Here is a 23,845-nt window from a genome sequence, read left to right as displayed (position 1 = left end):
TACCCTAATCCTAGCCTCCTAGCTCAGTGGGGCGCTTATATTGCTTATAGGCAGCGTAGAACAGGCCAGAAAGGGTAACCACAATTAAACCAAGGACAATACCTGAGAGCAGGGGTTCAACCACTGTAAATCTCCTCTTTGCAATTATTAAACATTCGTTTCCTGTTTTTGATTTTACCAAATCGGGGTGAATCCGGCTGCCAATAGGATTTTAGACAGGGAATGTCCCCAAAAAAATTGTGCTTTGTGCTTGCAGACAGCATCAAGAACTTTTAAGCTATGTGTAGGAAAAGAAAAACTTTTAGCACACCTCGACTTTAACTACAAACCTTTTGGATAACCAGATTACCAAACCTGAAAATCTAATTCAGCAGATGGCTTTGCTGGCTCTGGCCATACTGCTAACAATCTCATTGTGCATTTTTGGTGTTCAAATGGTTCAAGCTGCCGATCCCTATGTCAAGAGTGTTTTCGCCTTAAATGGCGACCCCGTTCAAGGGAATGCTATTTTTCAAATTAATTGTGCCGGTTGTCATGGTTTGCAAGCAGATGGGCGAGTCGGCCCTAGTTTGCAAGGTGTTCCTAAGCGTAAATCTCGGTATGGATTAATTCATCAAGTAATTAGTGGAGAAACGCCACCAATGCCAAAATTCCAACCTAGCGCCCAAGAAATGGCAGACCTGTTGAGCTACTTAGAGTCTTTATAAAGTATTGATAATTTTACATGACGCCACGTTTCTGTATCGTGGCTTTTTTATTTTCTCCGGTTTTATCGGTAGATAAGGGAGACAAGGAGGACAAGGAGGACAAGGAGGACAAGGAAAATAACAAATGACCATTGACTATTGACTATTGACTATTGACCATTGACCATTGACCATTGACTAACCAAAAAATTCACTGAACTTTTTTGGCTAATTTTCGTCCCCATCTTCCAAATGGGTGAAAAATCGCTTTATGACTGCGAAGCCGAAATTCTTTGTCATGTCGCTGTTAATTTTAATACTAGGAGTTACACCTAGTAATGCAGCATCTCAACCTGTTGATCCGAAGATTTTACATTTAATTAACCGCTTGAGTTTTGGGCCTAGCCCTGGAGATGTGCAACGGGTTAAGTCTATTGGTGTAGAGCGCTACATTCAAGAACAACTCTCGCCGCAGACTATCCCAGAATCAGCCAGTCTCGAAAATCAATTGGCGCAGATGGAAACTCTCAACCTGAAGCCGATGGAATTGTTAGCTTATGGGAAAGTTGGCGAGAAACTCAGCCGCGAAGAGAAAAAAGCAGCTGACCAAAAAGCTAAAGCAATTCTGCAACAAGCAATGCAAGCACGTTTGTTAAGGGCGACACAAAGTCCGAGACAACTGCAAGAGGTGATGGTGGACTTTTGGTATAACCATTTTAATGTATATGCCAATAAAGGACGCGATCGCTTCTGGGTGGGAGCCTACGAACAACAAGCAATTAGACCTCATGCTCTGGGGCGGTTTCGCGATTTGTTAGGCGCAACGGCTCACCATCCGGCGATGTTATTTTATTTAGATAATTGGCAAAGTTCAGCGCCTAGTAGTCCGAATGCTCGGCGGAAAACTCAAGGTTTAAATGAAAATTACGCCCGCGAGTTAATGGAATTGCATACTCTTGGGGTAGATGGTGGTTATACTCAGCAAGATGTGATTGCTCTAGCCAAAATTCTTACAGGTTGGGGAATTCCTAGCGCCAATCAGCCCAATATTAATAGTGATGGATTTTACTTTAACCCCAAGCGCCACGATGGCAGTGACAAAGTTTTTCTCGGAAATACAATTAAAGGCGGTGGTGAAGAGGAAGGAGAACAAGCTTTAGATATTTTAGCCAGGAGTCCGGCAACTGCTCGGCATATTAGCTACAAATTAGCACAGTATTTTGTTAGCGATCGCCCGCCTACAGCTTTAGTTAATCGTCTAGCCCAACGCTATCTAGCTACTGATGGAAATATACGCGCTGTTTTGGAAACGCTATTTAAAAGTTCCGAGTTTTGGGACGCAAATAACTTTAACGTTAAATTTAAAACACCTTATCAATATGTAATTTCCACAGTCCGGGCAACGGGAATGGAAGTTAATAATACAAAACCTCTCGTGAGTTTCCTGCAACAGTCGGGAATGCCGATTTATGGTTGTCAAACTCCCGATGGCTACAAAAACACAGAAGAAGCATGGTTAAACTCCTATGCTATGACTCGTCGCTTGAACTTTGCAACAGCGATCGCTAGTGGTAAATTAGCCCTATCCGGTTCACCAGAGCCGAGAAACCAAGCTAATAATATACCCAAAGGCGATGTATTAGCCGTCAAAGTCAAACCAGCCCCCATTGATAGCGGACAACTCAGCAATACATTAGGTAATTTATTATCTAGCAAAACCCAAAGCGCGATCGCTTCTAGTCCACCACAACTCCATGCAGCTTTAATTTTAGGTAGTCCTGAATTTATGCGTCGTTGAGAGGTTAGGAGCTAGGAGTTAGAGAGGAAAAGGGGCAGGGGGCAGGGTGCAGGGGTGCAGAGGAGGCAGAGGAAACTGAGGAGAAAGAATCTGCTGCTATGAAAATGGGATAATTTATTTTCTGGAAGTTCCTAAGAGGTGATTGAGAAGATAAATAACTCGACAATCCGAGTTAAAAACACCAAACTTCGCCTTCCGAACTCGACAATCCGAGTCAAAAACATCAAACTTCGCCTTCACAACTCGACAATCCGCGTAAAAAACATCAACCTTCGCCTTCCGAACTCGACAATCCGAGTTAAAAACATCAACCTTCGCCTTCCGAACTCGACAATCCGAGTTAAAAACACCAACCTTCGCCTTCCGAACTCGACAATCCGAGTCAAAAACCTCAACCTTCCATCTTTACCATCTGCCAGATCACTGAGCCTGTCAAAGTGCTGCCATCTGCCCTCTGCCTTTCTACAAAAAAACTTCAACTTTCCACCGGATAACTAAATTTATATGCAAAGACGCAACTTTCTTCTCCAAGCAGGTATGTTTTCCGCCTCAGCATTAGTCGCCGTCGGAACTAATGCATGGGTAGCTAGATCTGCTAACAACAACAGCAATGCAAAACGCTTGATTGTCATTTTTCTGCGTGGTGGAGTTGATGGTTTAAATGTGGTAGTTCCCTACTCAGAAACAGCTTATTACCAAGTAAGACCGAATATTGCTATTCCCCAACCGGGTAAACAAGGGGGAGTGCTGGATTTAGATGGACGTTTTGGCTTAAATCCCGCTTTAAGTTCCTTAAAACCTTTATGGGAACAAGGTAGTCTGGCGTTTATTCATGCTTGTGGTTCTCCCGATCCCACTCGTTCTCACTTTGATGCCCAATATTACATGGAAAACGGCATTCCTGGGACAAAAAATACTAAAGATGGGTGGATGAATCGTTTATTAGCGAATATCTCCAACAAAGAACCGATTCAAGCAATTAATGTCGGAGAAACTATTCCCAGAATTTTGTACGGTAAGATGTCTGTAGCTAGTTTACCAACGGGGAAAAGAATCAATAATCCCTTGTCGGTGGATCGTCCCCAAGTAGGTGCAGCATTTGACAAACTTTATGATGGTAATGATACCTTAAGTCAAAGTTACCAAGAAGGGCGGATGGCGCGACAAGCGATCGCCAAAGATTTAGCCGATGAAATGAAAATGGCAAATAATGGCGCACCTTTACCTGACGGTTTTGCCAGAGATGCCCAAAGATTAGCGCGATTAATGGTCAAAGACTCTAAAGTAGAATTAGGGTTTATAGCTTTAGGTGGTTGGGATACCCACATCAATCAAGGCGGTAGTCAAGGACAATTAGCCCAACGCCTAAAAAAATTAGGAGATGGTTTAGCTGTGATGGCGCAAACCTTGGGGCCAATTTACCAAAACACAGCAATTGTCGTCATGTCTGAATTTGGGCGCACAGTCAAAGAAAACGGTAACCGTGGTACAGATCACGGACATGGAAATGTCATCTGGGTATTGGGTGGAAAAGTGCGCGGTGGTAAAGTTTATGGAGAATGGCCGGGATTAGCCACAGAACAACTTTACCAAAAGCGAGATTTAGCGATCGCTACCGATTTTCGCGATGTCATTTCTGCATTGTTAAAAGATCACATGCAGCTTCCTTCAAGCACCATCAATCAAGTTTTGCCCAGTTATACCGCTACACAAAAAATAGCTTTAATTAATTCATGATTATCCCCATGCCCCATGCCCTATGCCCTATGCCCTATGCCCTATGCCCCATACCCACTTGAGTTTGTTGTGATGGACACAAATGCCACATCAAGCGATAAAGTTGTAAAGGCTGGTCTTGACCTTTAACTTGTACTAATGGCATTTTTCCTAAAGGGAAATTTCGCGACTGTATGCGCTCAAATGTAGTTTGAGATATAACTATTTCACCAGCTTGGGCAACATTACATATTCTACTAGTGACATTTGTTGTATCGCCAATAGTCGCGTACTGAATTAATTTTTCTGAACCAATATTACCTGCTGCTACTTTACCTGTATTCAAGCCTATATGAATTTGAATCGGTTGTTTTCCTTGCTGAATCCATTTTTGATTTAGTTTTAACACAGCCCATTGCATATCAATTGCGGCTTGTATTGCCAATTCTGGATCGTTTGGTTTGCGATAAGGCGCACCCCAAATTGCAAATAAAGCATCACCAATATATTTCTCTAACGTGCCTTCATAGCGAAAGACAATTTCCTCCACAATTACCTCAAAATATTCATTGAGCATCGTAATTACTTGACGGGGATGCATTGTGGAAGACATTTTTGTGAAATTACTAATATCAGCAAATAAAGCTGTAACTTCTGTATCAACAATACCTAAAGTGCCTTCTTCCCTGAGCTTTTTTCTCACAGCTTCTGGGAAGAAACGCTCTAATTTATTTCGCATGATAGCTTCGGCTTCAATTTGCTGGTAGAGCTTGGCGTTGTCAATTGCGATCGCCGCTTGGTTGGCTAACGCCGTTACAAACTCGACATCTTCATCCGAGTAAACATCACACATGGATAAATTATCTACATATAATACGCCAATTACCTCTTCCCTGGGTTTGAGCGGAATGCAAATTGAAGCCCGAATAGTTTGCACAAAAATCGACTCGGACTCATTAAATCGATTATCTAGGCAAGCATCAGTAGTTAAAATTGCTGTGCCATTGATGTAAACATAATTCGTAATATTTTTACTATAAAAAAATTGACTGTCTTGAGGTATTCCTGGACGTAGTTTGATGGCTTTATGCTCTAGCTGCTTGCTAGTTTCATTCACCATCAAAATAACTGCTCGGTCTACATTCATAATCTCAAACAGTAGATCGAGAATTTTCTCTAATAGGCGATCGGGTTCCTCTGGAGAAGACAGCTGTTTGCTGACTTCTAAAAGAATTTTTAACTTATCTACCGTCCGTTGATTACTCGCTCTTTGTGATATTCTCAGCAGAGAATCGCTTCTGCCTGGATTATCGAGTAAATCCTGAATTTTAATGCTACTGGGCCCGGTAGAAAATTGTTTAATAATCGTTTCTGCAATAGGTGCTTCCTCTTTGACATCCTCTACTGGTGGTTGTGGGGGATGAGGATCATCGGTAGGGTTGGGTGTAGTATTGACTTTTTGAACAAACTTGAACTCTACATTCCCACAATTAATCAAGTCGCCATTTTTCAGTTCACATTGATCGATTTTTACCTTATTCACGAAAGTGTGGTTAAGGCTTTGTAAATCTTTAATAACTAGCCGCTCATTGGTGACTGTAATTTCTGCGTGAGAACGGGATAGGCTCTCATCTGCGAGGGCGATCGTGTTTTCGGTAGAACGACCAATCGTGTTGACTCCAAACATCAACTGATAGGTTTTTTCTTGCGTAGTGTTAGGAGCATAGATTAAATAGAACATATTCCACCCTCACATTTCCACCTAGCTGGAAAATTGCTTTTATGACTGAAAGAATTAACTCTCATGTCATAGATATAACCTTGCCATAGTATGTGCAATCTCCAGTCAGTATAATCACTGATTATTAGCATTTCTACCTGTCTGAATAAACAATAAGTCTTTCAGCAGATATTGTATAATAAATTACTAATAGCCAACGCAAATTGGATTGCTATCATATAAGATTCACAATCCTAACCATAGATTTCGCAATTTTACCAGTCTGGCTAAAAAATTTGATTTGTGGAAATGATGAGAGTGCGATCGCGGAATTTTCACGATATAAGCTATTTTGCTTTTAAGTTGCACAATCCATTGTGAGGGCTGTTGACTGTTGACTGTTGACTGTTGACTGTTAACAACCCTTATTAGTAGTTATGCAATTTAGATGCGCATTAGCTTGTTTAGAATCAGTTTAAACCTGAATCACATAGTAATTATCCGCATCACTAGTACCTGAGCCATTACTGCGAATAAAGTGTTTTTGGACATATTGCTTCCAATTCCAATTTTGATCCCAGACGTAGAAACCAGCTACCCCATACTCAACGCCATAACCGGCAAAGATTGCTGTGTGCTGGCTACTATAATTTGGTGGCGTGTCATAGGTTTGATTGGGGCCGAGAAAAGTAGCGATCGCTGTACCAATAGCGATATTGCCATTCGCCATCACATTCTCGCCGCATTTCCAGTTATAGGTTGATGTGTTATTACCCGTCGCATAAGCCACCAAATCCCAACATTGAGCGCCATAATAGCCATCCATATCAAAAGATAGACCATTCAACTGTCCATCAACTAGTGTCGTTAGTTTCTGGGAACTAGTCATCAAACCTAGAGGGGCTGTCAAATTAACAGGGCTGAGTTGAATTTTCCAGTCAACGGGAGCATTTCCCGCCCTTGTTGGCGCTGTTACTTGAGCATTGCTATTGACTAACCAAGCATCAATACTTGTGCCATTACGTAACACAATATCAGAGATGCGATCGCCGTTGAAATCGCCTGTGCCTTGAATTTGCCAGTCAACAGGAGCATTTCCTACCCTCGTTGTGGTTGTAATTCGACCATTGCTATTGACTAACCAAGCATCAATACTCGTGCTATTACGCAACAAAATATCGGAGATCCCATCCCCATTGAAATCGCCTGTACCTTGGATTTGCCAGTCAATAGGAGCATTTCCCGCCCTCGTTGGTGCAGCTACTTGAGCATTGCTATTGACCAACCAAACATCAAGACTCATGCCATTACGCAACAAAATATCAGAGATGCCATCACCGTTGAAATCACCTGTACCTTGAATTTGCCAGTCAACAGGAGCATTTCCTAGCCTCGTGGGTGCAGCTACTTGACCATTGCTATTGACTAACCAGACATCAATACTCGTGCCATTGCGCAACAAAATATCAGAGATGCCATCGCCGTTGAAATCACCTGTACCTTGAATTTGCCAGTCAACAGGGGCATTTCCCGCCCTCGTAGGTGCTACGACTTGAGCATTACTATTGACTAACCAAGTATCAATACTCGTGCCATTACGCAACAAAATATCAGAGATGCGATCGCCGTTGAAATCACCTGTACCTTGAATTTGCCAGTCAACAGGGGCATTTCCCGCCCTCGTAGGTGCTACGACTTGAGCATTACTATTGACTAACCAAGTATCAATACTCGTGCTGTTACGCAACAAAATATCGGAGATGCCATCGCCGTTGAAATCATCTTTGTTGACTCGTTGTTCAACTTTCAAGAATTGACCGTTTAAAAAAATCGTTGTAGAGTCATCTTCTGCACGTAGCTGGGTTAACTCATCTACAGTTAGTTGCTGACCAGAAATCAAATCTGTGAGAATTTCCCCTTCATCGCCTGGGGAATCAATATAGCTAGCGTAAGCATCGAGGAAATGTCCTGTTTCTTCCACGAGAATTTTAGCGATCGCAATTGGATTATCTGAACTCTGCGTCAGAAAATCTCTATTAATGTAAATGGTATTTGTACTGTTAGCATATGCACCTAAGGCACCATTCATATTTGCATCAGAGAGAAATTGTAAATCTGGCAGTACACCATAATTTCCCCCCAAAATTTCTGTACCTAATGCTTCTGCTTGATTTACATCAAAAGCATCGCCAAAAGCGATTTGGGCATTAGCAGCAAAATCACTTTTAAAAATACTCCCAGCCGCATAAACTAATGCTTGGCTTGGCTCGCCTTGATTCTGCCATGCTTGAATGAGAGTTTCGCCCGCTAAAGTCAAAAGTTGCTGGGAAGTAAATTCTTGCCAGTCTGCTAGCAAAGAATTAAAGGAAGAAGAATTGATAAAATTGGCAGCACAATTTAATTCCCCCAATAGGGAATCGATGCCAGATTCAGGGTTTTCAAACATAGTTAAACTGGCTCCCACTCTGGGAACTCAACAGAAATTTTTAATTAAAAAATCTAGATTGAATAGAATTTGCGGAATGATGAACCCTGAAATGATCTTAAAAAAATCAGCCAATTAAATTGATAATTTTTTGGTTGTAAAAGTCAGTTTTCGGTTGTTTTGATTCATCCACGTTCCTGGGTACATAAATCAGGACATCCAAAAATTAAAATCACCAAATATTTACGTAAATTCAATTACTTATGCAACTAGACAATATCAGTACATGACTGTAATTTCACCCTCCATAATCAACAGTTTCAGATGAATCGAAGTATGATTGGTTAAGTTGAATATGTAATTCAAGTTACTTGAATATTTGTTAACTACATCATGACAAATGAAGTTGAAATGTGACTATCGTGCGATCGCGTAAATTATGCTGATTCTGCGGAATTTAATTTTTGTGTGTTGCTGGCGAAAAAGCTGCAAACCCAAGATGAGACGGACATTAGCCCCACAAAATTGCCGATCCACAACCTTTTATGGCAACTTTATAGAATCATATTTGACCGAGAATATACTTAAAAATCAGTCAACTTAAGGTGGAAATAGGTAATAGATAAATTTGCTACTGTGCTTCAGGAGATGAAAATTGTTACCACCCCTACTAACTATTGACCATTAACCATTGACCATTGACTCTTGAGTCTTGGTATAATCGCCAGTCGAGCCACTATATAGTTGCAAGAGAATAATCATGGCAGATTGGCAGGAGATTACTGGTGGAATCACAGCACCAAGAGGTTATCGGGCCGCAGGAATTACCGCAGGTTTAAAGCCTTCGGGATTACCCGATTTAGCTTTAATAGTATCTGATGTAGAAGCGATCGCAGCTGGTGTGTTTACTACCAGTCAAGTTAAAGCCGCCTGCGTAGATTATTGTCGTCAACGTTTGCAAGCCAAGCATAATGCCCGTGCTATTCTTTGTAATGCCGGACAAGCAAATGCCGCTACAGGTACTCAAGGTTGGTTTGATGCTCTAGAATCAGCTATGGCAGTAGCGCAAGCTTTAAATATTCCCAGCGAATCGGTGTTATTAGCTTCTACTGGGGTAATTGGCCAGCGGATCAAGATGGATGCACTCAAAGCCGGAATTCCCTCATTAGTAGCGGCGCTTTCGGAAACAGGTTCCGATACAGCCGCCGGCGCAATTATTACTACAGATTTAGTCCCAAAATCAATTGCCCTAGAAACCACTATAGGCGATCGCCCGGTGCGCATTGGCGGAATTGCTAAAGGTTCGGGGATGATTCATCCCAATATGGCAACGATGTTAGCATTTGTTACCTGTGATGCGGCAGTATCGCCTGCTTTATGGCAACAAATGTTAAGTCGCGCTGCCGATAGAAGTTTTAATTCGATTACAGTCGATGGCGATACCAGCACCAATGATAGTTTAATCGCCTTAGCCAATGGTCAATCCCGCACCCCAGCGATTATTGAAATGGGTTCAGAAGCGGAAAAACTAGAAGCCATGTTAACAGCAGTATGTCAGCATTTAGCAAAAGCGATCGCCCGTGATGGTGAAGGTGCTACTTGCTTAATCGAAGTTCAAGTTACTGGCGCACAGGATGAAACCTCCGCTCGTCAAATAGCCAAAACTATTGCCGGTTCATCCCTAGTTAAATCAGCAATTTTTGGTCGCGATCCCAACTGGGGACGCATCGCCGCCGCCGCCGGACGCGCAGGTGTACTATTTGAGCAAGAAAATTTGCAAATCAAATTAGGCGATTTCTTATTATTAGAAAATGGTCAACCTTTAACATTCGATCGTCCAGCCGCCAGCGCTTATTTAAAACAAGCCTCAACAGGTGCTTATCTCAAAGAAGATACAGTATTAATTTCTGTTAACGTTGGCAATGGTCACGGTACAGGTAAAGCTTGGGGTTGTGATTTAAGCTATGACTACGTGAAGATTAACGCCGAATATACAACTTAATAATTTGTAATTCGTAATTCGTAATTAAACTCTACTTTTCATGTCGCCAAGAAATACAGCATATTTCAGGTAAATGAGGTACGCGCTTCGGGGCATGGCAGTGCCAGTGCCCCTACAATTAACGATAATCTGTACCTCACCAAATGGCAATCTGCTGTAAATTCTCAGGCGGTATATTGACTCGGTATGAAAAGTATGTACATTACAATTGAACTGAGAAATCAACCATTTAAAATAGGGAGATTTTCAAAATTTGTGAATCTAAATGACAAATGACAAATGACAAATGACAAATTAAATAAATATGGCTGTTGCTTACTTTCACTTTTATGCCGAACTCAATGATTTTCTCCCCCGCCATAAACGCCAGGTGCAAATCATCCATAATTTTTCAGAAAGAGCCTCAATTAAAGACACCATTGAGTCTTTAGGCGTTCCGCATCCAGAAGTTGATTATATAAAAGTCAACGATAGCTATGTAGATTTTTCTTATATTATCCAGGATGAAGATAACATTTATGTCTATCCGATTTCTGTCATTGATATTCATCCGCCAACAATTTTAGTACGTCCGCAACCTTTAAGCGAGATGCGCTTCGTGCTTGATATTCATTTAGGTAAACTAGCGACATCATTAAGGTTATTAGGTTTTGATACTTTATATCGCAATGACTACGCAGATGAAGAGTTAGCAGAAGTTTCTCATACACAATCAAGAATTTTATTAACTCGTGACAAAGGTTTATTAATGCGGAGTTTAGTAAATTATGGCTATTATGTCAGAAGTACTAATCCTCAACAACAAATAATTGAAGTTCTCCGCCGCTTTGATTTATTTAATATAGTATCGCCTTTTCACAGATGTTTGCGTTGCAATGGATTATTACAACCTATAGCCAAAGCATTAGTCATTGACCAATTACCAGAAAGCGTACAATTACAAAACGATGAATTTCATCGCTGTCAAGAATGCCAACAAATTTATTGGAAGGGCACCCATTACGAACGCTTACAACAATTTATTGATGGCGTACTTCAGCAAAAAGCATGAATTAATAATTCTCATCCTTTTCAATGACGAATTACGCATTACGAATTACGAATTAAAAATTCTATGTCATTAATATTAGCCCTGGATTTTGGGGGAACTAAATTAGCAGCAGCAACGGTAAATATCGGTGCTAGAGAATGGTTGAGTTATGAACGCCGCTTATCTCCCGCGAATGCAGATGCTAACACGGATTTAGAAATTATGCGATCGCTCATTCACTCTGTACTGCAAGATAGCAAACCAACGGCGATAGGTGTCAGCTTTGGCGGCCCTGTAGACGCGACTACCGGATGCGTGCTACTTTCCCATCATGTTGCTGGCTGGGAAAATCTTCCCCTAAAACAATTGTTAGAAGCCGAGTTTGGCGTCCCCGCTTATGTAGATAATGATGCTAATGTGGCAGCTTTAGGGGAACATCATTTTGGAGCAGGTCAAGGATACGATAGTTTGTTTTACATCACCATCAGCACTGGTGTAGGTGGTGGTTGGATACTCAATCATCAACCTTGGCGCGGTTCTGGGGGAATGGCTGGAGAAATCGGCCATATAGTTGTAGATCCCAATGGCCCTGTATGTTTGTGTGGAAAGCGGGGATGTGTGGAACGTTTAGCCTCAGGCCCCTATATGGCGCAAAATGCCAGGGAATTATTAGCAAGCGATCGCACTAGGGGTAAAATCTTGCAGAATTTAGTTGAGGATAATTTAGAATTACTCACAGGACAGTTAATCAGTCAAGCCGCCGCCGCAGGTGATGATTTAGCACAGGAAATTATCCAAAAATCTGCTTGGGCTTTAGGTGTAGGCATAGGTAATGTCGCCAATTTAGTCAACCCGCAATTATTTATTTTAGGCGGAAGTGTCACCAAAGCCGGTAATCGCTGGTGGGAAATTGTCCGTCAACTAGCGCGAGAAACAGCATTACCAGAAGTTGAATTTCAAATTCTCCCCGCAGCTTTAGGAGATGACGCGCCATTGTGGGGTGCTGTTGCACTTACTCAGGTCAATGGTCAATAGTCAATAGTCAATAGTCAATAGTTATAACAATTCGGGTTGTGATACGTAATTAAAATTTTCGTAGGGGCGGGGTTTCCCCGCCCTTGTGTGTGTTGTTAATACCTGATACCTAAAATATTAAACCAAATTAATTGCAGTTTATCGTTATCCACAACCCAAAATTATTAGTAAATAATCGATAAATGCTGATTAAAATTGTCATGAATTATGTATATTTACAAATTACAAAGCGCAAAGTCTGAGCAGAGGTTTCCTCCGTTCAGAACTTTGTAAGAATTACAAATCACAAATGACCAATGACCAATGACCAATGACCATTGACCATTGACAAAATTCACCTATCTTACACCGCTCTCAACCTTTAGATAGCAGCAGTTATCCCAAATTATTAGTAAAAGCCAAATATATCCCAGAAAATCACATAATTTGAGGTATATTTTAATTATTAATAAAACGACAGCGATAACTCTATGATCTGCTGCCTCAACCCCGACTGTCCAAATCCTCTAAATGCTGACGGTGCAAACTTTTGTCTCACCTGTGGAACCGGTTTAGTATCGCTGCTGAGAAATCGTTACCGCATTATCCAACCAATCGGTAGAGGTGGGTTTGCGCGTACTTATCTTGCAGAAGATGTAGACAAGCTAAACGAACCATGTGTAGTTAAACAGCTAGTGCGCGGTCAATTTTATAGTGGGGGTGGTAGTGAAGCTCAAAAAAAAGCAACTGAGTTGTTTGAACGAGAAGCAAAACGCTTACAAGAACTAGGAAAATACGATCAAATTCCGACTCTGTATGCTTATTTTAAAGAAAATGATTACTTATATTTAGTCCAAGAATTAATTGTCGGACAAAATTTATTACAGGAGTTAAAGCAGCAGGGAGCATTTAATGAAACAAAAATTCGCCAACTATTAAACGATTTGTTACCTGTGCTGGAATTAATACATCAGCAACAGGTAATTCACCGAGATATTAAGCCAGAAAATGTTATTCGCCGTCAAAGTGATGGAAAGTTGGTGCTGATTGATTTTGGTGTATCGAAACAAAAAACCGATTTGATTAACACTTCGCCTGGTACTATTATTGGTTCTTTAGGATATGCACCAATGGAACAAATCCAGCTTGGTCAAGCTTATCCTGCTAGCGATTTATACAGTTTAGGAATAGCTTGTTTTCACCTGTTAGCTGATTTTCCGCCATCTCAACTATGGTTAAAACAAGGTTTTAGCTGGACTAATAGTTGGCGCAATCAAATTAATCAGCCAATAAGCGATGGATTAGAGCATATTCTCGATAAGTTATTGCAAGAAACCCCCGAACAACGCTATCAATCAGCTAGGGAAGTTTTACAAGACTTAAATAACCAAACAGCTGCGCCTTGGAATGTACCCCACACCATACTTTCGCCGCAGCCATTCTCAACGCCGCAACCTCAGCCGCAGCCATTCTCAACGCCACAACCACAACCGCAACCACAACCGCAATCAAAACAACATACTTATCTGTCCCAATTATCGGTGAGTCAACTACTACCTGGAATTGTCATTACTAGTATAGGGGGTGCAGTTTTAGCTATTATTTTATTGAGCTATTTAGGCAGTAGTATCATGAGTTGGGGATTATGGTTACTCATCTTAGGAGGTGTCATCTTAATTCAATCTCGGTCTTTATTTGAAAAGATTTATTTATTAGCGATCGCGATCGTCACAAATTTCTTCATTTTTTCTGTATTTCACTCTTTGAACCTGAAAAATCTGTGGCAATCAGGAACAAATGGTTTGATTGTTGTATTCTTATTAATCGTACTGGCCGGTTTATTGGCATTTATGCTGATGGTAACATCCCTGCTTGTGGACAAGTTAATTGCTAAATATTTTTGAATTTGTTAATTATTTGTAAATAAATTTAAACTTTTACAAAGCTTTTTCAATAAATTTTATTTAATTAGTAGGGGTAATCATCTATGGCAGCTAAGGACGAAAACGTTCGCTTACTAATCTCTCTAGGAATTGCTGGAGTGATGGTAGCAGGGATTTTATGGTTGGTGAGTAATTTTTCTGCCAAAACAGCTAATCAACCAAAAACACCTTTAAGAATTTCACCGGAATTGAATATTCCATCTTCTCCTGAATGGATGAGTAAAGGTGAAAAAATTTTAGTAACCGCAGATAAAACAGCAGAAAAAGAAGCCGGAATTAACGCTTTTAAATCTAGTGATTATGGGACAGCGATTATTAACTTTCAAGCATCCCTACAAAAGCAGCGCAACGATCCAGAATCATTAATTTATTTGAATAATGCCAAAATAGGCAACTCTAAAGCTTTAAAGGTAGCTGTAATTGCACCGATTGGCACTAGTTTAAATGAAGCGCAAGAGACTTTACGCGGGATAGCGCAAGCTCAAGAAGAAGTTAATATTAGTGGTGGAATTAATGGCGTACCTTTACAAGTTGAAATTGCTAGTTTAAATAATGTTGGACAGATAGAAAAAATAGATACTGAATTAGTCAAAGATAGCAGTCTTTTAGCAGTAGTTGGATTTGGTCGCAACGAAGAGCTTTATAGAAAAAATAGTTTGGTGAGAATTTCCCCAAATAGCGGTAGAAGAAGTCAAGACGGACAAAATCAGACACAGATGTTAGGGGATAGTAAATATGTGTTTAATATCAGCCCTAATCGCAATATATTTACTCAAGCTTTAGCAGAATATATTGTCAAAAAACAACGGCGGACAAATATCGTCATTTGTCGAGATTCTTCATCGAGTAATAATCAACAAACATCTAACACAGAAAGACCAAATCAAGAAGTTGTCAAAGAATATAGCGATTTAATTGCTCAATTTGGAGGTAAAGTTACTAGTACAGAATGCGATTTAGGTGCTGGGAATTTTAGCGCGAGTAATTTTATTTCTAGAGCTACTAGTGATGGTGCAGAAGCTGTACTACTGATTCCCAGATTTACTAATATTAATCCAGTGATTGATATTGCTAAAGAAAATCGCGGCAGATTGGCACTATTTGGTTCGCAACAACTCTACAGTGCTAGGGTGTTAAAATTTGGACAAGGTGATGTCAAAGGAATGGTGGTGGCTGTACCTTGGCATCGGGATGCTAACCGGAATATGAGTCCGGGTAATTCCTTTGCGGAAAAAGCCGCTAAACTCTGGGGTGGTGAAGTAAGTCCGCGCACTGCTACAGCTTATGATGCAATGCAAGTCATTATTGCAGGCTTAAAAGAAGATAGTACCCGCCAAGGTTTACAAAAGGTATTGTCTAATGAGAATTTTTCCGCAATGGGTGCTACAGGTAAGATTCAGTTTACGCGATCGGGCGATCGCGAAGGTGGTGTCTTTTTAGTCAAAATTGAACCTTGCGATCCCGCAAAGCCTTGTCCCTCTGGTACTGGCTACGATTTTGTCTTAGTTCAGTGAATTTTGTTTTTGTCGATGCCAAAAAATACTAACTGGAAAATAGCGTTGACTGTTGACTGTTGACTGTTGACTGTTGACTGTTGACTGTTGACTACTGACTACTGACTACTGACTCTTCAAAGAAATTTTCATGTTTGGTTATGGGTGTCTTGATAGACACCTTTTTTTATCGAAAAAATCTACTTATAGATAATTATATGTCTATTGGAAGATGCAAAAATTTATATATTTGCATAAATACAGCTACTTGCTGCATATATGAGAATTACCAAGTTTAACAATATACATCTGCTCAATTAAGCACTAAGATAGTGAAGTGCCTACAATGATACTTCGTATACAGTGTAGGCTTCCTGTCTCATCTGCCGTTGCTCTGTTGGGGACATTGCTAGACAATGTGCGTTACCAAAAACGCTCCAAGACTTACACAGCATCTCTGGACTTGCGTCCTTTATCTCTTTAAGGAGAGAACCCAGGCAGCCGCCCGCCTCCCGCAGGCAGTAAACTCTTTTATTTAGGAACTTTTGCGTAGAGACTACAGTATTCGCCTCTAGTTCCAGTGTGGTGTCTAGCCTTTTTAGCTCCCCTTTGAGCGGTTCGCCCACCACGGCTACTCCTCTCTCCCAACTAGGGGTTTGGGATGAATTTAGTATATCATAATGGGTACACAATGTATATCCGTTATGAAAGATTCTAGATTAAGCGTCAGGATGTCAACACGTAGATTAAACAAGCTGAGGCAGTATGCAGCAGGCAAGGATAAAACAGTGACACAACTAATAGAGGATTGGATCGATAGGTTGCCAAACCCTAAAACTGGTGATTCCGACGCTCGCGGACTCGCTCTAAGCGAAGCTATGCCGTTGGCGAAGCCTCTCGAAGAGAAGGCTTTACGCTGCGTATCATCGACCCCCTGCCCTGTCAATCCTACGGATTGAATTGGTGAGTCCAGCACTGAAGACGGGTTTCCCGTCGCAGGTGACTGGCGAACCCAAAGGGTTGTGGGTCAATTCGTCATCACCCAAAAATTCATCTCATCACTCGTCCTTCGGACTGAGTGAGAGGCTTCTTTTTGATTCAGCTAAATACACAATCAGTAGCAATTGGGTGCATCAGATATCTCAGGAAAAACAAAAAGTCTCAAGGGTGTAAATTCAGCAAGCTCAGGTTTTGTGAGTAATTTGTTAGCAGATTACAAAAATCTTGTAAGCCTGAGTAATCAGCTAAATAAGCTGAGATACAAAAGTCTAATACGTAATCATCAGGAAAATTTGGACTTTTTGAACTCTACCTTTGACTAAGCCGCAGTCATACTTAAGTGCACTACCCTACCAACTTAGTTGATGAAATGAATGTGGCGAAGAATGTTTTTGATAACAGAAATTCTGTAGCACCATCTGACTATAATTTATGACTCAGTCTTCTCGTGGAAAGCAAGCAGGTAACGATAAAAATCAGTTACAGGGTAGTCAGCCAACTGTGGGGAAATCAACTATAGATCATGCAAAACTGCCGACAATCATTCAAGTTCCTTATCGTCAACTCGGAGTGAGCAATTGGAGTTTGAAGGCTAAAACTACAGTTTGGTCTTGCGCCATTAGTATGCTTCCCTTGTTGGCAATTGGGACTGCAACTTATTACATGGGTAATCAGCTAATTAAAGAGCAAATTCCCGATACCAAACCAGCTGGCAATGAAAATTTAACTCTCAGTAAAGAAGAACTGCAAAAACAGCTAGCAATGTTGTTACTGGGAACAGGGGTAACAACTGTATTAGCAGGTGCGATCGCGGCAATTTTAGCTAATCGTGCCATTCGTCCACTGTTAAATGCAGCTGCGCTGTCTAATAATATTGTGCAAAGGCTAATATCAGAAAATGTAGGGATTCGCAGTGCCGAAACCAGCAAAAATGAACTGCTAACCTTAGAGAAAAATATCAGCTTAATCACAAAACAGCTACCAGATTTACTGTGGAAGCAAGAAGCGGAAGCAGAACAAATCCACATTGTGATGGACATTACTCACCGCATTCAAGAATGCTTGAATGAAGAAGATGTCCTGAAAACTACTGTTGAACAAGTCCGCACAGTTTTAAGTTGCGATCGCGTCACCATTTTCCGCCTCAATCCTCATGGTGAAGGTACTTTTATTGCTGAATCTGTAGCATTTGGTTTGCCAAAAACCTTATGGACTACTGTCAAAGACCCTTGTTTTCAAGGGGATTGTGTGGAAAAATACCGCGATGGCTATATTTTTGCCATAGATGATATCTACCAAGCAGGTTTAACTGATTGTCATATCAACTTGTTAGAAAGATTTGGGGTGAAAGCGAATTTAGTTGCACCCATTATCAAAAAAGGGCAACTATTCGGTCTATTAATTGCTCATCAATGTTCTCAACCCCGCTTTTGGCAGAAGTTTGAGATTGATTTGTTCTCTCAAGTAGCTAGCCAAGTAGGATTTACGCTCAACTACACCCAGCTACTCGCAGAAGTAGATACAAAAGCCAATCAAACTCAGCTATTTGTCGAGATTACCCGCCGCATCCGCGAATCCCTGAATGAAGATGATGTCCTCAAAACTACGGTGGAAGAAGTCCGCAAAACAATTAGTGCAGATCGAGTTATAGTTTATGGCTTCGATCCCGAATGGTATGGTACTGTAATTGCCGAATCAGTTTTACCAGGCTTTCCTAAAGCTTTGTGGGCGAAAATTAAAGATCCTTGTTTTGCGGAAGGCTATGTAGAAAAGTACCAAGCAGGAAGAATTCAAGCTGTTAGTAATATTTATGAAGCTGGTTTGAGTGACTGTCATATTAATCAACTTGCACCCTTTGATGTTAAAGCTAATTTAGTCGCACCAATTCTCAAAGATGACAAGTTATATGGCTTATTAATTGCCCATCAATGTACTAGTTCCCGTGATTGGCGACAAGGTGAGATTGATTTATTCGCCCAAATCGCCATGCAAGTAGGATTTGCGCTGGATCATGCAAGACTGCTGCAACGAATTGACGCTGAAGGCGCGCGCACTCAGTTGTTAGCAGAGTTAACGCGCCGGATTCACGAGTCCCTGAATGAGGATGATGTCCTGAAAACCACGGTGGAAGAAGTTCGTAAAGCCATTAGTGCGGATAGAGTCATGGTTTATGGCTTCGATCCCGATTGGTATGGTACTGTGATTGCCGAATCGGTGCTACCTGGTTTTCCTAAAGCTTTGTGGGCGAGAATTAAAGATCCCTGTTTTACTGAAGGTTATGTAGAAAAGTATCAAGCCGGCAGAGTCCAAGCTATTAGTAATATCCATGAAGCTGGTTTGAGTGAGTGTCATCTTCAGCAGCTTGCACCCTTTGATGTTATAGCTAATTTAGTTGCGCCAATTCTCAACGATGGTCAGTTATATGGCTTATTAATTGCCCATCAATGTTCTAGTTCTCGCGATTGGCAACAACATGAAATTGATTTGTTGGCGCAAGTCGCTATGCAAGTAGGCTTTGCTCTCGATCGTGCCAGATTTCTCAACCAAATAGATCGCGCCTACCAATCTGCCTCGGCAACTTCTGTGCAGGAACGACAAAAACAAGAACAGCTGCAATCGCAAGTTGTCAAACTGCTCAAGAATAGCAATCAAGTGGTGCATAATTTATCTACAGAAATTGTACCGCAGCAGATGCAATCGATTAATTCTATTTGCCATCAAATGCAAATATTAGGGGATTCTGCTACAGAATTAATTGTTTCTGCCCAAAAAATGGAACTTCAAGAACAAAATCTTAATCAATGGGTAGAAGATGAAAATCAATCGATTAACGAATTATTAAATAATATTTGTACTATCCAAAAAACAATTGTAGAAGCTGGCGAAAACGCTAACCGGATAGAACAACCTGCACAAAAACTCGGTGAGACTGTCAATTTGATGAGTAATGTTGTTTCACAAATGAAACTCCAAGCTATGCAGACAGCATTAGAAGCTTCTCGTGCTGGAGAAGTCGGGCAACAATTTGCAGCGATCGCGCAAAAGGTACTGTCTTTAATTCAAGAGTTAGACTCAGATATTGCCGCAGTGCAACCACTGGTGGCGGAAATTCAGACAGAAACTCACCAAATCATTGCGGCGATTGAAACCAAAGCCGAACAAGTCGCCAGCGATACAACATTTATCGAAAAAACTCAACAGCAACTTCATCAGGCGATCGCAATCAGTCAAGAAATGAAAACCCTGGCTGCTGAAATTAATCAAATCGCTACTCTCCAAGCCCAAACTTCATATTCCGCAAATCAACAAGTTTTGGAAGTCGCTAATATTACTAATCAAGCCTCCGAGCAAGCCTTAGAATTAGCAGAGTCTTTAAGCAATATAGACATATTTACACAAGACATATAGAGTATTTTATCTTACTAAATAAATATAGGAGGGCAAGGAAGATAATTGATAAATGACTGTTGACTGTTGACTGTTGACTGTTGACTCTTAAGAGATATTTTCTCGCGATCGCCTGAGTTGCAAAATTTATATCTCCCTTGTCTCCCTTCCCTTGTCCCCCTTCTCTTTCATATATGTGATGAAAATTTTTTCATCGAGATTGCCTGTTAAATAATTTACTAAATTCTGCCATTTTACATAAATACAGGAACATAGCTATGGTTCTTGACTTGGGTATAAAAAGTAATATTAATCCAGAATTTGTGCAAGAAGCTTTAGGGCTGCTACAGCAAATTCACAATGGATTGTTAGAACTACCAAATAACTATTCTCCAGGCAAAATGCGGACTCTGGTACGAGTTGCGCAGCTAATCAAAGATGTCAGCGCTCAAGTTGATTTGGCGGATATCCAAAATTTAGCTTATCGTCTTGAGAAGATTTTTCGGCTTTTATCCTTAGAAAATCAGATAATTGACGCAAATATTACAGCTTTACTCATAGAAGCTAATGAAAATCTCGGTTTATTATTAATTGCCCAAATTCAAGGTAAAACTGATGACGCAGTTAATCTCTTAGCAAAAACAGATTCTGTGTTTGCTAATTTAGAGACGAGAAATTATCAGCAACCAATAGCAGCTAATTCACTTCCTAAATTGAATGTAGAACCAGGGTTATCTCATTTGGTTGATACAGCAGAGGTGACTCAAGCATTAAACAACTTGGAAATGATTCTGGCTCAATCGGAGGCTGATAATTTAGTCGAGAAACTGAAATTAGCCGCCAATGTATTTTTAAGCTTTGGCGATCGCTTAAAGATAACTGAATTTGTGGCGATCGCGCAAGTAGCGATTGCTAGCCTAGAAAATAGCCCTAAAGCTGCACCAACTATCGGACGTATCGCCTTAGCCGGTTGGCGCACAGCCTATGAGGGCATATCAAAACCAGTTATTTCTTCTAATGGTAAGTCAATTAATAGCGCAATTGCTATTGTTAAGCCAAATAGCGATCGCTCTAACCAACCAAAAACCCTAAAAACTTCGCAGTTATTTGTCTGGACTGCGAGTGGTAATATTTTTACCATTAATTCCAACAATGTTAAAGAAATTTTAGTTGCTCAAGCCGATCAACTTATTTATTCTCAACAACAGTGGTTTTTACATTGGCAAGGTAAAATTATCCCTACCTATGGAGTTTCGCAACTGCTGAATGCCGAAAATTTACCACCAGAAAAAACTCAACCAGAACCAATATTTATTATTAGCTTAGGGCAGCAAATTATCGCTTTACAACCACAGATTCAGTCTTTAATTGCTGAATTAGAGTTACCCATTCAACCTGTACCAGCCTCAGTCAAACTGCCTAGTTATGTGTATGGTTTGACGACTTGGAAAGATAAACCACTGCAAGTCATCGATCTAGCTGCATTGTTAAGCGAAACCGTTGCTCAAAATCCCGATATTTCGGCAAATGCTAACTTATTCAATCCAACCGACACTGCCACAGCTAACAGAGAATCTACCGTGCTGATCGTTGATGATTCTAATAGCGTGCGACATTTGATATCGATGACTTTGCAAAAAGTCGGTTATAAAATTTTACATGCCCAAGATGGACAAGAAGCGATCGCTCAATTGCAGCAAAATTCCCAGGTGCAATTAGTGATTTGTGATGTAGAAATGCCAAATATGAATGGCTTTGAGTTTCTTAGCTATCGTCTCAAAGAGCAGTTTTTATCGACAATTCCTGTGGTGATGCTAAGTAGTTGCACCACCAATAATCACCGCTTATTAGCAATGCAATTAGGTGCTACTACTTACTTTACAAAACCCTACATTGAGCAAGAATTCTTAGCAGCAATTAAGTTGATTATCGAACACAAAGGTTAGTGATAGGGCATGGGCATGGGGTATGGGGCATAGTATCAACTTAATGTGAAACCCTTTTGGTGGACAAGGTTTTGTCCTCACTCCTAACCCCTCGCTTACCCGATAAACCGCCGTCACCCTTGAAGGGTGCGGCTAATTGAACAAAGCCCACCTGCGTGGGCTAAATTTTCTTAGCCCACGCAGGTAAGCTCATGTAGCGTGAGCCAGTGCCTTACAGCCTGCGGGCGGTACGTCGGGTAAGCCAGAGAACTTATACCAATTCAAATAATGTTGGCGACACATTTATATATTCTATAGGTCACGGCAGTGCCATGACCCTACAATCTGTCACATTCTTTTTTCAAATTGGTATTAAGTTGACACCAATGCCCAATGCCCAATGCCCAATGCCCAATGCCCCATATCTTAAGTCAAAACTAAGTTATCACGATGAACTACAGTTTCTGCACCGCCATAGCCTAAAATTTGGGGAATTTCGCGGGAATGACAGCCACGAATCTTTTGCAGTTCTTCGCTGTTGTAATTCACTAATCCTCTAGCAATTTCGTTACCTTCACGATCGCATAGTTGCACGGCTTCTTGAGTATCAAATTCACCTTCTACGGCTTTAATACCCGCCGCTAATAATGATTTTCCACTTTGGGAAATCGCCGCGATCGCGCCTGCATCTAAATATAATTTTCCCATTGGTACAAGGCCGTAAGCAATCCAGCGTTTGCGGGCTGAGGTGGGTTCTGGTTGGGGTTCAAAATGCGTACCGATGGCTTCCCCGGCGATGATTTTTTCAATATTGCGGGGATATCGCCCTTGGGTAATGACAGTACGCACACCAGCCGCGATCGCAATTCTGGCGGCGGAAATTTTCGTTACCATCCCCCCAGTACCCCATTGGGAACCTTGCGCACCTGTTTGTATCTGTAATTCGGCTAATTCTTTAATACTGCTTACCAAGGCGATGGGTTGGGCATCGGGTACGGAACGGGGATCGGCGGAGTACAATCGATCCACATCTGTCAGCAAAAATAGCCAGTCTGCTTCCACTAAACTGGCAACTAAGGCTGAAAGGGTGTCATTATCGCCAAATTTTAGCTCATCTACCGCCACCGTATCGTTCTCATTAACTACCGGAATCACTCCCAATCCCAGCAATTCCCGAAAGGTATTGTAGATGTTGAGATAGCGACTGCGCTGTACTAAATCGCTACGGGTTAATAGAACTTGGGCGATAGGTTGTTGCAGGGTAGTAAATAAATCATCATACACCCGCATTAACCGCCCTTGTCCCACAGCTGCTACTGCTTGTTTAAGTGCGATCGCTTTTGGGCGTTCCGTTAAACCCAACCGCGCACAACCCACCCCCACCGCACCAGAAGACACCAAAATCACCTGATGTCCTTGGCGTCTTAAATCAGACAGGGTTTCTGCCAAGGTAGCAATTGTAGACAGTGCTAATTGTCCAGTTTCCGGTTGAGTCAGGCTAGAAGTACCGATTTTAACAACAATAGTTTTAGTCAAGGGTCAATAGTCAATGGTCAATGGTCAATGGTTAATAGTCAATGGTCAAGGGTTAAGGGTCAATACTCATCAGACTTTTGACTGTGGACTCTGGACTTTTGACTATTGACTAAATTGTAAAGCGCCAGGTCTTCTATAAGTGAAGTCTGACGCTTTACGGTTTTAAATTTA

Annotated in this window: 14 protein-coding genes; 10 read left to right on the top strand and 4 right to left on the bottom strand. The window is 41.1% G+C overall.

The window, feature by feature from the left end; genetic code table 11:
• Positions 1 to 10 precede the first annotated feature (10 nt).
• Positions 11 to 124 carry a cytochrome b6-f complex subunit V gene (gene petG, locus H6G08_RS37370; protein ID WP_071989488.1) on the bottom strand — a complete coding sequence of 38 codons (114 nt, stop codon included), beginning with the start codon at positions 122 to 124 and terminating at the stop codon, positions 11 to 13.
• Positions 125 to 332: 208 nt separating this feature from the next.
• On the opposite strand from petG, the gene H6G08_RS05825 reads away from it, so the two are divergent.
• The 3 genes from H6G08_RS05825 to H6G08_RS05815 all read left to right on the top strand — a co-directional run bounded on the left by H6G08_RS05825 (position 333) and on the right by H6G08_RS05815 (position 4,221).
• Entirely contained in the window at positions 333 to 707 is a 375-nt protein-coding gene (locus tag H6G08_RS05825; RefSeq protein WP_190539550.1) for a c-type cytochrome, read from the top strand.
• Positions 708 to 957: 250 nt separating this feature from the next.
• Positions 958 to 2,484, top strand: a complete 1,527-nt coding sequence (locus tag H6G08_RS05820; RefSeq protein ID WP_190539547.1) for a DUF1800 domain-containing protein — start codon at positions 958 to 960, stop codon at positions 2,482 to 2,484.
• Positions 2,485 to 2,988: 504 nt separating this feature from the next.
• Positions 2,989 to 4,221 carry a DUF1501 domain-containing protein gene (locus H6G08_RS05815; protein WP_190539545.1) on the top strand — a complete coding sequence of 411 codons (1,233 nt, stop codon included), beginning with the start codon at positions 2,989 to 2,991 and terminating at the stop codon, positions 4,219 to 4,221.
• 34 nt (positions 4,222 to 4,255) lie between these two features.
• Here the strand turns inward: H6G08_RS05815 and H6G08_RS05810 are convergent, their stop codons facing one another.
• Positions 4,256 to 5,941, bottom strand: a complete 1,686-nt coding sequence (locus H6G08_RS05810) for an adenylate/guanylate cyclase domain-containing protein (protein WP_199322383.1) — start codon at positions 5,939 to 5,941, stop codon at positions 4,256 to 4,258.
• Between the two features lie 454 nt (positions 5,942 to 6,395).
• A complete protein-coding gene (locus tag H6G08_RS05805) occupies positions 6,396 to 8,366 on the bottom strand; it encodes a BPSL0067 family protein (protein ID WP_190539543.1) in 1,971 nt (656 codons plus the stop codon).
• A gap of 739 nt (positions 8,367 to 9,105) precedes the next feature.
• Between H6G08_RS05805 and argJ the strand changes: the two genes are divergently transcribed.
• The 7 genes from argJ to H6G08_RS05770 all read left to right on the top strand — a co-directional run bounded on the left by argJ (position 9,106) and on the right by H6G08_RS05770 (position 22,159).
• Entirely contained in the window at positions 9,106 to 10,347 is a 1,242-nt protein-coding gene (gene argJ / locus H6G08_RS05800; protein WP_190539542.1) for a bifunctional ornithine acetyltransferase/N-acetylglutamate synthase, read from the top strand.
• Positions 10,348 to 10,651: 304 nt separating this feature from the next.
• Entirely contained in the window at positions 10,652 to 11,398 is a 747-nt protein-coding gene (locus H6G08_RS05795; protein WP_190539541.1) for a Mut7-C RNAse domain-containing protein, read from the top strand.
• A gap of 63 nt (positions 11,399 to 11,461) precedes the next feature.
• Positions 11,462 to 12,412, top strand: a complete 951-nt coding sequence (locus tag H6G08_RS05790) for an ROK family protein (protein ID WP_190539539.1) — start codon at positions 11,462 to 11,464, stop codon at positions 12,410 to 12,412.
• Positions 12,413 to 12,882: 470 nt separating this feature from the next.
• Positions 12,883 to 14,295, top strand: a complete 1,413-nt coding sequence (locus tag H6G08_RS05785; RefSeq protein WP_190539537.1) for a serine/threonine-protein kinase — start codon at positions 12,883 to 12,885, stop codon at positions 14,293 to 14,295.
• Between the two features lie 83 nt (positions 14,296 to 14,378).
• A complete protein-coding gene (locus H6G08_RS05780) occupies positions 14,379 to 15,848 on the top strand; it encodes an ABC transporter substrate-binding protein (protein WP_190539535.1) in 1,470 nt (489 codons plus the stop codon).
• A gap of 1,410 nt (positions 15,849 to 17,258) precedes the next feature.
• On the top strand, positions 17,259 to 20,234 hold the full coding sequence (locus tag H6G08_RS05775; protein WP_190539533.1) for a GAF domain-containing protein: 2,976 nt from the start codon (positions 17,259 to 17,261) through the stop codon (positions 20,232 to 20,234).
• 257 nt (positions 20,235 to 20,491) lie between these two features.
• Positions 20,492 to 22,159, top strand: a complete 1,668-nt coding sequence (locus H6G08_RS05770) for a response regulator (protein WP_190539531.1) — start codon at positions 20,492 to 20,494, stop codon at positions 22,157 to 22,159.
• Positions 22,160 to 22,564: 405 nt separating this feature from the next.
• Here the strand turns inward: H6G08_RS05770 and proB are convergent, their stop codons facing one another.
• Positions 22,565 to 23,674 carry a glutamate 5-kinase gene (gene proB, locus H6G08_RS05765; RefSeq protein ID WP_190539529.1) on the bottom strand — a complete coding sequence of 370 codons (1,110 nt, stop codon included), beginning with the start codon at positions 23,672 to 23,674 and terminating at the stop codon, positions 22,565 to 22,567.
• Positions 23,675 to 23,845: the final 171 nt, after the last annotated feature.

This window comes from Calothrix anomala FACHB-343 (genome assembly GCF_014696435.1).
Classification (GTDB): Bacteria; Cyanobacteriota; Cyanobacteriia; order Cyanobacteriales; family Nostocaceae; genus Aulosira; species Aulosira anomala_A.
This window is presented reverse-complemented; position numbering and strand designations above follow the sequence as displayed.